The 14,605-nt window shown below is 38.9% G+C and carries 14 protein-coding genes; 9 read left to right on the forward strand and 5 right to left on the reverse strand.

The features are described 5' to 3' along the window. Positions 1 to 42 precede the first annotated feature (42 nt). Complete coding sequence (locus FRZ67_RS18470) at positions 43 to 369, reverse strand: hypothetical protein (RefSeq protein ID WP_147192005.1); 327 nt, start codon at positions 367 to 369, stop codon at positions 43 to 45. 454 nt (positions 370 to 823) lie between these two features. On the opposite strand from FRZ67_RS18470, the gene FRZ67_RS18475 reads away from it, so the two are divergent. Next, positions 824 to 1,684, forward strand: a complete 861-nt coding sequence (locus tag FRZ67_RS18475; RefSeq protein ID WP_147192007.1) for a universal stress protein — start codon at positions 824 to 826, stop codon at positions 1,682 to 1,684. A 235-nt stretch (positions 1,685 to 1,919) separates the two neighbouring features. Here the strand turns inward: FRZ67_RS18475 and FRZ67_RS18480 are convergent, their stop codons facing one another. Next, the gene (locus FRZ67_RS18480) at positions 1,920 to 2,207 is read right to left on the reverse strand and encodes a hypothetical protein (protein ID WP_147192009.1); all 288 of its coding nucleotides are present in this window, start codon (positions 2,205 to 2,207) and stop codon (positions 1,920 to 1,922) included. A 177-nt stretch (positions 2,208 to 2,384) separates the two neighbouring features. Between FRZ67_RS18480 and FRZ67_RS18485 the strand changes: the two genes are divergently transcribed. The 8 genes from FRZ67_RS18485 (at position 2,385) to FRZ67_RS18520 (ending at position 8,326) form a co-directional block, all read left to right on the forward strand. Then, positions 2,385 to 3,413 carry a multicopper oxidase domain-containing protein gene (locus FRZ67_RS18485; protein WP_158638406.1) on the forward strand — a complete coding sequence of 343 codons (1,029 nt, stop codon included), beginning with the start codon at positions 2,385 to 2,387 and terminating at the stop codon, positions 3,411 to 3,413. Positions 3,414 to 3,494: 81 nt separating this feature from the next. Further along, positions 3,495 to 3,983, forward strand: a complete 489-nt coding sequence (locus FRZ67_RS18490) for a DUF6436 domain-containing protein (protein WP_147192013.1) — start codon at positions 3,495 to 3,497, stop codon at positions 3,981 to 3,983. A 60-nt stretch (positions 3,984 to 4,043) separates the two neighbouring features. Beyond that, on the forward strand, positions 4,044 to 5,012 hold the full coding sequence (gene ric, locus FRZ67_RS18495; protein WP_147192015.1) for an iron-sulfur cluster repair di-iron protein: 969 nt from the start codon (positions 4,044 to 4,046) through the stop codon (positions 5,010 to 5,012). Then, positions 4,999 to 5,475 carry a hemerythrin domain-containing protein gene (locus tag FRZ67_RS18500; protein WP_147192017.1) on the forward strand — a complete coding sequence of 159 codons (477 nt, stop codon included), beginning with the start codon at positions 4,999 to 5,001 and terminating at the stop codon, positions 5,473 to 5,475. Before ric ends, FRZ67_RS18500 begins: the two co-directional genes overlap by 14 nt. A 12-nt stretch (positions 5,476 to 5,487) precedes the next feature. Further along, a complete protein-coding gene (locus tag FRZ67_RS18505) occupies positions 5,488 to 6,297 on the forward strand; it encodes a DUF2249 domain-containing protein (protein WP_147192019.1) in 810 nt (269 codons plus the stop codon). Beyond that, positions 6,294 to 7,571 (forward strand): cytochrome C oxidase subunit I, encoded by a 1,278-nt coding sequence (locus FRZ67_RS18510; protein WP_147192021.1) that lies wholly within the window; start codon positions 6,294 to 6,296, stop codon positions 7,569 to 7,571. Before FRZ67_RS18505 ends, FRZ67_RS18510 begins: the two co-directional genes overlap by 4 nt. Further along, positions 7,568 to 7,891 carry a metal-sulfur cluster assembly factor gene (locus FRZ67_RS18515; RefSeq protein WP_147192023.1) on the forward strand — a complete coding sequence of 108 codons (324 nt, stop codon included), beginning with the start codon at positions 7,568 to 7,570 and terminating at the stop codon, positions 7,889 to 7,891. Before FRZ67_RS18510 ends, FRZ67_RS18515 begins: the two co-directional genes overlap by 4 nt. 3 nt (positions 7,892 to 7,894) lie before the next feature. Continuing rightward, positions 7,895 to 8,326, forward strand: a complete 432-nt coding sequence (locus FRZ67_RS18520) for an RrF2 family transcriptional regulator (protein WP_147192025.1) — start codon at positions 7,895 to 7,897, stop codon at positions 8,324 to 8,326. A gap of 770 nt (positions 8,327 to 9,096) precedes the next feature. Here FRZ67_RS18520 and FRZ67_RS18525 read toward each other — a convergent pair. The 3 genes from FRZ67_RS18525 to FRZ67_RS18535 all read right to left on the reverse strand — a co-directional run bounded on the left by FRZ67_RS18525 (position 9,097) and on the right by FRZ67_RS18535 (position 14,586). Then, complete coding sequence (locus FRZ67_RS18525) at positions 9,097 to 10,722, reverse strand: alpha-L-fucosidase (RefSeq protein ID WP_147192028.1); 1,626 nt, start codon at positions 10,720 to 10,722, stop codon at positions 9,097 to 9,099. A gap of 604 nt (positions 10,723 to 11,326) precedes the next feature. Then, a complete protein-coding gene (locus tag FRZ67_RS18530; RefSeq protein ID WP_158638407.1) occupies positions 11,327 to 12,778 on the reverse strand; it encodes a cellulase family glycosylhydrolase in 1,452 nt (483 codons plus the stop codon). Between the two features lie 326 nt (positions 12,779 to 13,104). Further along, positions 13,105 to 14,586, reverse strand: coding sequence for a glycan-binding surface protein (locus FRZ67_RS18535; RefSeq protein WP_147192029.1), 1,482 nt, complete (start codon positions 14,584 to 14,586; stop codon positions 13,105 to 13,107). Positions 14,587 to 14,605 lie beyond the last annotated feature (19 nt).

The raw sequence follows: 14,605 nt of genomic DNA on the forward strand, positions 1-14,605 counted from the left end.
AGGGAAAACTAAAACTATTGAGGGTTTATTATTTTTTGAAGATCAATTATAATATAGTGCCGAAAGAAAAATATACGGGTTAATTGAATCCTGTTGTTTTGTTGTTTCCAGATACTCGCCCAATTCCATTTCAAGAAAATTCGCGTAAGACCGCACCTCCCATACATAGAGGTTTTTCCCTCCTGGTGTTTTTTTTATTACACCCGGAAGCATTTCATACAGTGCGCCATTCCAGCACGCATTTTCCAATTGCTCTGTTTGTGAAAGGTATTTATCACTATCTGAACTGCCTTTTTCACCCATTAATTGTTGAGAAAATGTTGAATCTGTCAACAATAATATCTCCTGCTGAATAAGGTTTGTTTTCATAACAAAATATTTAGGATTACTGATCAACAAATAATAATATCCACGAAGTTTCAATTTATGAATACCACCAGCCAATGATCTTAGCGTCCTTTATATATGATTTTGATCATCAACTTTTCGCAACCGAATTAAAGTTGAACAGACCAGTGTCATTTTAAAACCCCATTTCTCTGATAACTGAGTTTAGTTGGCCGGATACAGAAGCAAGTAAATTCATCTCAGGGAAAATTTCTATCCATGTTTTTCATATCAGGTTATGGAGATTCTTTTATCTCATGTTTGCCCTGTATTTAATCAGCGTGATTTCAATTATTTGTTATACTGATACCAGTCATAGATTATGGGTATTCTCACAAAGTATCTTTATTGCACACAAGAATCAAAAAATATCCACTGTAAAGAACAAGCATCTACACAAAGAACATTGAACCATTAACCTTGCTAAAATTTCATAATGGAAAAAATATTAGTGGTTATAGATGTGCTCTCGCCTGATGAGAAGACGCTCAATTTCGCATGTTACCTTGCCAACGCAAATCATTCAAAACTTACTGGGGTATTTCTCGAAAATCTCTCTTATGAAGACAGAGCGGTTATAAAAAGCATGTATGGTTCACCTTATATAGAAACAATTTTGACTACGGATATACCTGACAATATTCTTAAGAGAAAAGCCTGCGAAATGGCAATAATTCAGTTCAATAAGGTTTGTAAAAACAAAGGCGTTGCGCATTATGTACATCTTGATCGCGGTATCCCTGCGGAAGAACTGATCGAAGAAAGCAGGTTTGCAGATTTCCTGATAATAGACGCTGAAACATCTTTTTCAAAAAGAACAGAAAGCATACCCACAAAATTTGTAAAGGATGTTCTTGCAAATACTGAGTGTCCTGTAATAATTTCACCTGACAGTTTTGACGGGGTTGATGAGATCATATTTGCTTACGATGGTTCCGGATCTTCGGTATATGCAATCAAGCTCTTCACCTATTTATTTCCGCAGTTTACAGATAGAATGATCAGGATTGTACATGTTAATAAAGATGATGAAAATATAGTTAGCGAAAATCGCAAATTAAAAGAGTGGTTACAATCCCATTACAGCAATATTGATATGGTTGTGTTGCAGGGTGAGCTAGGAAAGTTGCAGGGTGAGCTAGGAAAAGAATTGTTCGCTTATCTTTTGGAAAAAGAGAATATGTTTGTTGTAATGGGTGCTTATGGAAGAAGCTGGGTATCGAACCTGTTCACCAAAAGCGATGCTGATTTGGTTGTAAAGTCTATCAACTTGCCGGTCTTCATCGCGCACTATTAAAATTTATTTTCTATTTGACCAATAGGGTTGGCGAAAAAAACAAATTGATGATCTTGCAGGTGGTGTTGGGAAAATAGAGATGAAAAGCTAGTACTGCGTTCGTATCACGGCCGCTAACGCAGCTAAAAAAGTAAATCACGACGGACAGGCCTTTAAAACCTATATCGTTCCCCAGCATACATTAGATGCTATATACTTACACAAGTTTTTAATAAGTCGGTTTGTAATTGTTCCATTACGTCTTGAAGTAAAAAAAAATTCTCGAAAAATATAACATGAAAATGCCGCAAGTGAATAATCCCAATTCAGCGACCTCTTGTCGCTTTGCAAATTTTATGAGATCACTTGCAAGACGAAATTGCCGGGCGATCTCGTCATTCAACTTTTCTTGTTCACCAAATTCTTTTGGCAAACTTTCCTTAATGCAAAGTTTTCTTTTGTCCCAAAACTCAGGCGGGATTTTGAACCAAAGGCAATAAAAATAATGCTGAGTGTCGACAGCACTGCGGCTGATCTTCATCATAAACAAACATGATTCTCAGTATAAATAGCTTAAATAATAAAAGTATTAAAGTACTTCTAAACTTTTAAATATATCTTTGTGCTATAAATCGGAAATGGAAAAAGAGAAATGACCGATAGGGGAAATCAGGAATGTAGATACCATTATCCGGGGAACTTTCAAACTAAAAATATTTATATGAAACATAATCTAAGTTTAACGCTGGTATTTATAACCACGATGTTCAGCAGTTGCTTCTCAACTGCAGACAAAAGCAATGATCCGGGAATCAATGATAAAATGGCTTATGGCGCACCCAAAGCATATATAACCAAAGAAGCTATTCCTGCAACAACAACGGACGGACCTGTAGCTTATGCTCCTGGTCTTCCTGCCATTGTTGATAATGACACAGTGGCGATAAGAGTAGATGTGCAACACAAAAAAATAACGGTTGCCGAAGGTGTTAGTTTTTGGGCCTGGACATTCGGCGATTCAGTACCCGGTCCTGTGTTAAGAGTGCGCGTTGGTCAGATTGTAAAGTTCACAATGTTCAATCGTTCCGGCCTTACTGCAGAAGTATCTCCACCAATGCCCCACTCCATAGACTTTCACGCTGCTATGGTCGACCCGCATGATAAGTACAGAAGCATCAACCCCGGTGAAGCATTGCATTTTCAATTCACCGCAAATTATCCCGGCGTGTTTATGTATCACTGTGGTACGCCTGTGATTTTACAGCACATGATTTCTGGCATGACAGGTATGATTATCGTTGAACCTAAAAATGGTTTTCCGGGCAAGGTGGACAAGGAATTCACGATCGTGCAAAATGAATTTTATCTAAAACAGAACGACAGTATGTATGAAACAGACGTGAACAGCGCGAGAAATCGGCAGCCGATGTTTGTGACTTTTAATGGCAAGTACAAACAATACGTTCAAAGCCCGCTTGAAGTAAAAGCCGGCGACCGCGTAAGGTTATACATTCTGAATGCAGGTGCCAATCTTACTTCAAGTTTCCATGTCGTAGGAACCATCTTCGATAAGGTGTGGCTCGACGGTAATCCTCACAATGAGCTTCGCGGAATGCAAACGGTGGAACTGGGCAGCAGCAACGGCGCTATTGTTGAATTTGTTGTTCCCGAAAAAGGTACTTACGCCTTTGTTGATCACTCATTTGCCAGTGTTGAACAAGGAGCTATCGGTTTGATTGAGGCGAAATAAAAAACCGGATCAAAGTGGATTGAAATATTCCAGCAACAATATTCATAAAATCAGCCCACTTCATTTGAAAAAACATGAAAGATGAAAAAGATATTATTTATCATAGCAGGCTTGTTAAGTTCATTCATGGCGCTGCAGGCAACCCCACCGGGAAAGCTGAAGATTTATCTGTTTCTGCAATCACAATGCCCTTGCATCTATAATCACAAAGAAACTTTTGGCTCGTTGATAAAAAATTATGGTGATAAAGTAAACTTCACCGCTGTTTTTACAGACAGCAAAGAGAGCAACACGGCTATGCAGCATTTAATTCATGATCTCGGCTGGAATTTGCCGTATATAAAAGACAATCATCATCAGCTTGTGCAGCAGTTACAACCAGCAGTAAGCACCGATTGTGTGCTTGTTGATAACAGGGGGAACGTGTTGTATAAAGGAGCTATTGATGACGGACCAATGAATATGGGCACGGTAAAACATTTCTATTTAAAAGATGCACTGGAAGCATATCTCCATCATTTACCCATCAAGATTTCTACCGCAAAGGGACTCGGTTGCTTTCTGCAATAAGACCCGGCGAACGGAAAACAAAATTTAGAAACTTTTTATATAATCAATAAACATAAAGCCATGCAAACAACACAACAAAACATTTTGAATGTAACATTACTTGAACCGAGGCAAAAGCATCCTGCAATTTTTACACACTTTGATGCCTTGCAGGAAGGTGAAAGCTTAACCATTCACAACGACCACGATCCTAAACCGCTCTATTATCAATTACTGGGAGAAAGAGGAAACATTTTCAAATGGGAATATCTTGAACAGGGCCCCGAGGTATGGAAAGTCCGCATAACCAGAAATAATACAGGTGAGCGCGAAGAAACACTTGGGCAAATTGCTGCAAAGGATTTGCGCAAGGCACAGATATTTAAAAAGTATGGACTTGATTTTTGTTGCGGCGGTAAAAAAACAGTGAAGCAGGCATGTGCAGATAAAGGGTTGGATGTTACTAAAATAGAACAGGAGTTGCAACATGCCGATAAATATTTTTCTACCCGTCCCTTGCCTTATAATGACTGGAGTCTCGATTTTCTTGCCGATTATATTGTGAACACGCATCATAGCTATGTAAAAAAATCATTGCCCGAGATACAGGGATATGCTGCTAAAGTGGCGCAGGTGCACGGAGACAAGCATCCTGAATTGCTGGCGATTCATCAGTTGGTGGAAGAAATTAAAGCAGAGTTATCTGCCCACATGATAAAAGAAGAAAATATTTTATTCCCCTACATCAAAGAACTGGTCACTTCAAAAAATAATGCACAGACAATGCACGTGGCACATTTTGGCACTATTCAAAACCCTATTGCCATGATGGAAATGGAACATGAGTTAGTGGGCAAAAACCTTGAAGAAATAAGAACATTAAGCAACAATTATGCATTACCTCAGGATGCGTGCGCAAGCTATAGCCTGTTGTACAGGATGCTTGACGAATTTGAAGACGACCTGCATACACATGTTCATCTTGAAAACAATATCCTTTTTCCAAAAGCACTTGAATTTGAAAAGCAATTAAACAATGAAAGAGCATAAACCTATCAGGCGCGATAAAGCATTTGTTTCTTTTTCAAGAGATCATCATTTTGGTTTATTACTGGTGTGGAAGATCCGCAATGATTTGAAGGGGAATATGGATGCGAAACCTATCAGCGAATATGTATTGACTTTTTTTGATGATAACTTAAATCAACATTTCAAAGACGAAGAATCTCTGCTATTCAGCAAATTGCCTGCTGATGATGTTTTACGCAAACAAGCAAAAACGGAGCATAATAAAATTTACCTGCTTATCGAATCGCTTCGTGAAAACAATGAGGACAAAGAATTGCTAAAGGAGTTTGCAGATTTACTCGAGGTACACATAAGATTTGAAGAAAGAGTTCTATTCAATCACTTACAGGAAAAAATGGATACGGATGAGTTAGAAGCTATTTTCATCAGCATCAATAAAGATGATCATGTAAGTAACTCCATGAAATTATTCGCACATACATAATGCTTAGCAGCCATGATTATTAATGATAATACAAAAATTGCAGCGATCCTAAAACATAATCCTGATGCATTGGAAGCCATCATCAGCATTTCACCAAAATTTACGAAACTGCGTAATCCTGTTTTAAGAAGGTTAATGGCAGGGCGAACAACCGTTTCGATGGCAAGCAAAATCGGTGGATGCGATCCTGCTGATTTCTTCATAAAACTTCAGCCATTAGGTTTTGAAATTGATGATACGGTTACCGGAGTTAATGAAGAGCAAAAAGAAGTTCCGGAATTTATTTCGTCTTTAAAAACCGGTGACATTGTTGTTTTGGATGTGCGGCCCATCATTGCATCGGGAAAGGATCCACTCAGGATTATTCTTGAAAAAATAAGCAAGGTTCAGCAAAACCAGGCGCTCAAGATCATCAACAGCTTTGAACCCACACCATTAATGCTTTTGTTGGGGAAACAAGGATTTCAATCATATGTCAACTTGATTGATGAAGATTTGGTGGAGACTTATTTTTACAGGGCAGCAGAAACGAAACAAAGTGAACCGCTGCAGGTTGCAGTTGGATCAAAGAATTGGGAAGAAATGATGGAAGAATTCCATGATAAAATGCAAACCATTGATGTGCGTGCACTAGAAATGCCGCAGCCAATGTTAACCATTTTAGATTCACTGGAAAAATTGCCGGAAGAAAAAGCATTATATGTTTATCATAAACGCATTCCTGTGTTTCTGCTGCCCGAACTCAGGCAAAGAAAATTTGATTATCGTATAAAAGAAGTAGCCGGCAACGACGTGCATCTGTTAATCTTTAAAACCCAATGATAGCAGGTAACAACGATACAAGAACCACCACGCATAAAGTAGTATTGCCGTTTTATATTTACGCAGCATTATCATTTCTTGCAGCTGCTATACTATTGTTCACATCCTCCCAAGTAACTGGACATTATTTTCAGCCGCACACTTTGGCAATCACGCATGCCATGACGCTCGGCTGGGGTACCATGATCATTTTAGGCACAAGCCATCAACTGTTGCCGGTGCTGATTGAAGGAAAATTATACAGCAATACGCTCGCCTATCTTTCATTTGCATTTGCTGCTGTCGGTATTCCATTGCTGGTATATGCATTTTACACTTTCAACATGAGGTGGCCGGCGCAATATGGAGCGATGCTTATCAATGCAGCAATTGTTTGCTATCTCATCAATGTTTCAGCAAGTATTGCAAAATGCAAACACGAAAATGTCCAGTCGGTGTTTGTTTTTACAGCTGCAATATGGCTATTTATTACAACTGCAATAGGCGCATTGCTTGTTTATAATTTTACCTATAACATTTTACCAAGGGATTCCCTGCATTATCTTTCGCTTCATGCGCATGCAGGGATTGCCGGATGGTTTTTGTTGCTTGTTACGGGCGTTGGCTCAAGATTGATTCCAATGTTTTTGATCTCTAAATATGATAACAAAAAGCTTTTGTGGCGGATATATGCATTGATAAATCTTGGGCTCATAGCATTTGTTCTGTTGTTTGTTTATTCGGCAAAACCAGTCTTTTATTTGTTTTCCGCACTATTTATTGCAGCAGGGCTGAGTTTATTTGTATTTTACTGTTATAAAGCTCATCAACAAAGGATCCGTAAACGCGTTGACGGGCAAATGAAAATTTCATTGCTCTCTGTTCTGATGATGATAGCGCCATTGATATGCCTGTTACTTATTGTGCTGTTGCTGCTTTTGTCATCTGTAAATGGTAGCTTGATATTGGCCTATGGCTTCAGCATATTTTTTGGATGGCTAACCGCCATTATTTTAGGGATGACATTTAAGACATTACCTTTTATTGTATGGAATAAAGTTTATCATGCAAAAGCGGGTCTGGGGAAAACACCCAGCCCTGGGGATTTATTCAGCAAAAAAATATTTAACGGCATGGCGATTAGTTACGTGGTTGGATTTGGGTGTTTCTTGATCGGAATTTTATCAGCGGATGATATCGCAATAAAAACCGGTGCAATACTTTTGTTTTGCTGTGCTTTCCTTTATAATCTGAATGTTTTCAAAATACTTTTTCATAAACAAAACAGCAAATGAATGTGTCAACAAATCATAGTGTTAAATGCATGTTTGCGCTTGCCGGATTGCATGATGTTATTGATCCCGAAGTGGGATTGAACGTGGCTGATATGGGTTTGATATACCAGTTGAATTTTGATGAAGAAGCAAGACAAGTTAATTGTTTAATGACATTGAGTACAAGATTTTGCCCGATGGGCGAAAGCATTGTTGATGGCGTAACCAACAATTTAAAAATAAATTTTCCGGACTCTGACGTGCTGGTGGAATTGACATTTGATCCGCCCTGGCGTTATGAAATGATATCGGAAGAAGGCAGAAATTTTTTAAACAGGTAACGAATGTTAAGTTATACATGTAAAACTGCGATAAAGGCTGCGGTATATCTTGCTTCAAAATTTGAAAGTGGCGAGAATGCAGGTATTAAGGAAATAGCCGAATATATTAATGCAAGTGAACACACTGTTGGCAAACTTATGCAAACACTCGTTAAGCAAGGCGTCGTTAACAGTGTGAAAGGACCGTCGGGTGGATTTTATATTTCCAAAGAACAAACAAAACAGCCTATCATTAATATAGTGGAAGCAATTGATGGAAAAAACGTATTTAAGGAATGCGGATTGGGCTTAAGCAAATGCTCAGCTTCGCATCCATGTCCTATACATAACGAATATAAAGAAGCAAGAAACCTGATAGAACAATTATTCAACACACGCAGGATCGCAGATTTATGCGAGTTTGTAAATAGTGGATTAGCTTATTTAATGGGGTAGCGAAGGGCGATCTTGGGTCTTTTTATCATCCCCAATCAAGGTTTTTACTCCTTGGACTGAAGGGTCTTATGGCGCTTTTTTTCGTCAATTTATTTTGTCTTAATTAAAACGGTGCCATGCAATTGCAGTGTTGACTTAACAAATTTGAGGCACATCAGGCACATATGCATTTTTTAAATTAAAATCTTCCTGTGCAAGTTTATACAACTTTAAAGCAGGATCAGATTTCTCCTTTATGTATGCACCTAATTCAGCAACTTCCTGTCGCTTTGCAAATTTTATAAGGTCGGATGCAAGTTGAACTTGACGATCAATTTCATCAATTTAATTTTTCATGATCGCCGAACTCTTTCGGCAAACAGCCGCCGAAGGTCGACTGTTATAAAAGATTGAAATGGAGTGTCTTAATTGTTCGGTTTTGTACAAAAAAGAAAGGCTCACTTTTTTGAAGTGAGCCTTTCTGCGGACCGGACGGGCCGGCTTGAAAGCTCACTATTTATTTAAATTCAATCTATTATAATTTTCAGTCGCGGTAAATCTTAAAAAACTTCCTTCTTTACTATTATGAACAGCATCGTACATTTCTATACAAAAATATGTCAATTTTATCTATGCAATAGTCCACGTACCCATTGGAACGCATTACTTTGAGCTGACAGAAAGCGCCATGAAATAACGGATAATAAATTTAAATCATTAGCGGCCACACTGCTTCTTCTGACAATAGTGATGTAACAATATTAAGCTCTATGGTTCTTGTTTTTATCCTGTTATATTATCTTCAACACATATGCATTATCGCAGGGCTGCTTTTGCGGAAGATTAACCGCAAGTCCATCCGCTGTTTGCTGCCATTGTATGTTATCATTGTTGCCTAACAACTGAACATTTGATATCTTTTCAGAGGCGAGAGATTTTATAAACACTTTCCCACTTTCGGGCCACTCAAAAAACGTCGCGTATAATTTGTTTCCCTTTGTAGTAAACCGAAAATCTTCTGCGCCTAATGGCTTGCCCTTGCCTTCGTTAAAACCTTGTGCATTTAATGGCGCAGCAGTTTGAATAGCCGGTCCTTCTCCAAAAATTTTCCAGGGTCGTGTTGCATAAACTGCTTCATTATTTATCTTCATCCATTCGCCTATTTCTTTAACGATAGCCATTTCAAGTTCATCTATACTGCCATCTCCGCGAACAGGAATATTGAGCAATAAATTACCATTCTTACTTATTACATCCATCAATGTTTGTATTACTGTTGCAGCAGTTTTGTAACTTTTGTTGTTGTAAATCCTGCGATCATAGTGCCAGCCTCCTATGCAGGTATCTGTTTGCCATTCGAAAGGTTCAATGCTGTTGCTTGCGCCGCGTTCAATGTCCCATACCATGCATTTGCGCTGCTCTTCGTCAAGAACTTTTCCATTCAATACTGCTTGTAACTTACCATTTCTTTTTATGCTTTCGTTGTAAAGATATGCAGCAATGCGTAAGCCTGCATCGCTGATGGGCCATAAAGGCAAAGCGGTATCATCAAAATAAACAATATCCGGTTGGTATTTATTTATGAGATCCACTGTCCTGTTGAAGAATTTTTCACAATATGCTTTTGAAGGAACATTCGTGCCGCCGCCCCAATTCCACATTGTACCAAAGTCAATACCATCCGGACTTAGCGGGTGGTTTTGTGCATACAGTTCCTGCGGGTCCAAGCCATCCCACCATTTATTTTTTCCATCAGTTTTTGTAAGCTTGCCATCATAAGGAATGCCTGCAAATGTGCCGGTTTTATCACTCCGCTGTGAGGGTTCATACCACATCCATGCATGCGAAGCATGAACACTTACACCAAAAGGTAATCCATGTTTTTTTGCTGCTTTTGCCCACCCTTCAATCAGGTCCTTTTTGGGTCCGTACTTTGTAGCATTCCATGATTGATAACTGCTTTTGAAATTGTCGAAGTTATCGTGATGATTTGCCATAGCAACAAAATATTTGGCACCTGCATTTTTATATAGTTCTACTAATGCATCAGGGTTCCAGTTCTCTGCCTTCCATTCATTTATTACATCTTTAAATCCAAACTTCGAAGGGTGCCCATATTTCTCAACATGATATTTATAATGATCACTTCCTTCTTCATACATGCCACGTGCATACCAGTCGCCGTGTTCAGGTTGGCATTGTGCACCCCAGTGTGCCCATATACCAAACTTTGCATCCTGGAACCATGCCGGCACTTTATATTGTTTCAACGAATTCCATGTTGGTTCAAATGGACCATCTGCAATTTGTTCGCCATTAAGTTTAGTGCTGTTTAATATTGCTGCTGCAGATGATTTCGATAACCACCATGCAGGGATTGTCGTTGCCAATCCTTTTATAAGGTTTCTTCTTTTCATTGGTAAATAGATATGATTTATTTATACCGGTACATTCGAAAATCAAAAAAGATTTACAAGAAATCGTATTACTAAAGCAAACACCTTAGAGATTTATTTTCACGACAATTAATAATTGTCAATTATACACTTTATTTTTTGTTACAAAAAATCGAGATGGTTTTATATGCATAAACGAAGCAACTTATTTTGTAATCACATCTACTTCTGCATAACCAATGTTATTATTATTCTCTGTGTTTAAAAATTTCAAAATACACTTTCACTTCGTTTTAATTACTCATTTTTTGAATACCGGCAGAAGATTTTCATGGCATCTTCATTGCGTCGCAATCACTTCATCTGCATATTTTCATGGTAATAGCAAATAATTTGCTGCTGCATATTCATCAGTATAAGAGTGCGACGCAAGAAAAGCGTTATGTATGTTCTGCAGCCGGGTTCAAAAAATTCCAAACACTTAATAAAAGACTGAGCCTGCAAAACAGTTTAACTGCTGCAGGGCTTAGGATTTTTAATAACTGCTTGCTGAAACGGAAATCATGATCGATATCAATTCCGGAATTGATATTTTGTAATTCTTTAATATTGTTTTTGGCATTGACTAATGAGACCCGGCAATGAGAGCATCAATTGTGCGTTGATCTTTTACTGTGTTATTGCTTCTATCCAATGCACCACCTGTATCCCACCAGAAAGGTTTTATCCCACGGGCTAATGCTTCTTTGGTAGTAAAGGTTATCCAATAGTCAACCGAAGCCTCGTGCGTTGCCAGGTCTAAAGGGACATGGTTGGAATTATCACGCCTGTAGGCACCATACTCACCCATTATAACCGGAATTCCTTTATCAATAAATGCTGCTTTAACTTTATCGTAGTCAGAAATTATGTCGCTCTCTTCCCCGTATGTAGCATTACGATCAGGTTCAATGGTTGAATGATGTCCGCTGCCCCAGTAGTAAAACATTTTACCCCAGCTCGCATCTTCACTAAGGAAACAAAACTGTGAAGGTGTATAGTTGTGCGCTTCAACCATCAGGCGATTAGCTACCGGGTCGGCAGGAAGTGTGGTCATGTATTGCGATGTCAATGACATAGATGTGCTTGGCCCTTGCAGGATAAGAACGCGATAGCTGTTTTTTCCTCCTGTCGAGCGAACTGCATTGATAAACGCCTGATGATATTGTAATAAGATCCCTGTCTCCTCTGCATCATCAGCGTTCGGTTCATTAGCGCTTGCAAACAGGAGATGCTCATCATAATCACGCATGGCAGTAGCAATTTGCTCCCATAATGCTTTCTGTTTAGCACTAACAGAATCTTGTTTTGCTTTAGTGATGTTGTTTTCCAACCAACCACCATCCCAATGAATGTTCAGCATGACATACAAACCGTTATTAACACAATAACCCACAACTTCTTTTACCCTGTTCATCCAGTTTTGATCTATGTGTGCTGTGGCTTTGTTGTCAACGTGTAAATCCCATGCGCAGGGTAAGCGAATAGCAGTAAAACCTGATTGCTTTACAAATTTTACATACGATTCTGTAATCAGAGGATTACCCCAACTTGTTTCTCCACCTGTGGCTTCCAGTGTATTCCCGATATTCCATCCTAATGTAAATTTATCCGCTAATTGCACGGCAGTGCTCATTCCAATTGAATCTGGTGCCTGGGGAGATATATTGTAAGACGGATATATTGTAGCAGGTTGCGAAACTGAAACTCTCCTTGCCTGCCCGTTTGCAGCGTCTATTGATAATGTTATAGAACGGGTAGCGCCGGTCTCATTTGATGTTGCAGATAACTGGACGGTACTATTACCGCTATTGCCAGATGTTTTGCTCAATTGTAACCATGAAGCTCCATTACTAATAGTCCAATTTGCATTTCCGTTTATGGTAAGATCGGTTGTTCCTCCGCTCGCCGGAAGAACAATTTCAGATGGAGATGCGGAGAGTTGCGGAGTAATTGTACCATTGTTTTTTTTACAGCCTGTCATCAACAGTACTGCAAAGACAAACCCTAACATTGTATAAGTCCTGAACTTGTTCATTTTTTCTGTACTCAAAGTGTAATAATTTAATTTCTGTATTATAAGAAGCCGTTTAAGTTTTGTTTGTATCCCGATTTTGAAACCGAAGATGACAGTTGTACAGCAGGTGAAGTGTTCCCCAAAGTTGCTGGATGCAAGCAATTACTTCGCACTCGCTGCTCACAGAATCTACGGCACAAGAGTGCGACGCAACGAAAGATGCCATAAGAAACATGGCTGGCATTCAAATAAATCACTTTAGACAGCTTCTGAGGGGATGGTGCAATTTTTTTCATTGCCCATCCCCAGGTCATCCTTTGCTTGATTGGAAACTTCCAATTCTACTGTTATTTTATTTTTACCACTCTTAAATTATCAAACGCGCCATAAAAGCCTGTGGGTGTATCAGATGTGCTGTAATTATGTAAATACACAATACATTCACTGTTTCCTGTTGTTCCCAATAAATCAACAAACTTTGTCATTGAAGCTCCTTTACCATCACCAAGTGTAGCGTCCGTTTTACGGAACATAGAAAAAGGAATGGTTATGGTTTTCCAACTGGTTGTGCTATACGCCGCTGTGGTAGTTGCAGAGGTTTGCCATGGTTCCCACCGGGCTATGTATGTAACATCGGAGCTTTGAATGTCAATTGTACCACCATTCCACGGTTGTGGGATATTTACTTCGAACTTAAATGCCCAATTGTCGATCGGATCATTCATATTGGCCGCAGGTATCCATTGTACGGCGTTCATGCGTATGGCATAGCTAGACCAGGTGTTACCCTCGCCGCCACTAAGAATGCCCCTTTGTAACACCTGATACAAACTTTTATTCCCAGGAAAATCAGCATTGTAAGGCGGCCATCCTGAATTTGGATCGCCACTGGTTAAATTACTTCCACCCCACCATTGCCAATTAAAATTACCAGCCCACTCCCAGTTTGATATAGAACCTGTGCTGATATCATTTACATTATATATTGTAGTTACTGAACCGAATTGAGTGGTAATTGAGACAGGACCGCTTGTTGAAATGGAAGGCATAAAAAAACCAACGTAGCTACCATCATCTGATGATTGAAAGGAGGTGATAGCTGCTCCGGCAAAAGTGAATGATTGAATATTTCTAAGATAGGTACCATGGACATACACCGAATCCCCATCAATTGCATTTTCATTGGAAACACTGGTAATCGTGGGGATTGCCTCGATTTTAAATGTTACTGAACCACCTTTTGTTGTTAATAATATCTGATCAGCAGGTTGTTGTGCAGGCATAAGAAAACCAAGAGAAGTACCATTAAGGTTTGAATGGAAAGATGTTATAGCAGTCCCTGCATAAGAAAGACTTTGAACCAGAACTAAATTGGTACCGAATAGAAAAACAGAGTCGCCAGGGTTAGCAAATACATTGGAAATCGCACTAATAGTTGGCGCACCGGGTCCTAATTTAAATGGAAAAGTGGTTGTACCTCCAGTTGTTGTGTACTCTATTGTATATAGCTTACTGGTATCTATTGTTGAAAACATTATAGAAGGTATTTGCACTACTGCACTGTTCTCGGCAAACAAAGTGCCGTTAAAAGGTGTAGTTACACCATTGAATTTTATTTCAATTGCATTTTTCAGATTCTGACCCGTAATAACCACCCACTGACCATCTGCAACGAGGCTATTAAGAATGGTGTCATTCGGAGTAGCCACATAACTTCTGATTTCTGAAATAACAGGAGGTCTTTCAACATCTTTTTTACAAGCCGTCAATAATGCCACTATCACTATAAAAAGCGACAAATATGATCGGTGATTTAATATTTTATTCATAATAGTATATTGTAACGTT

Source organism: Panacibacter ginsenosidivorans, assembly GCF_007971225.1.
Lineage (GTDB): Bacteria > Bacteroidota > Bacteroidia > Chitinophagales > Chitinophagaceae > Panacibacter > Panacibacter ginsenosidivorans.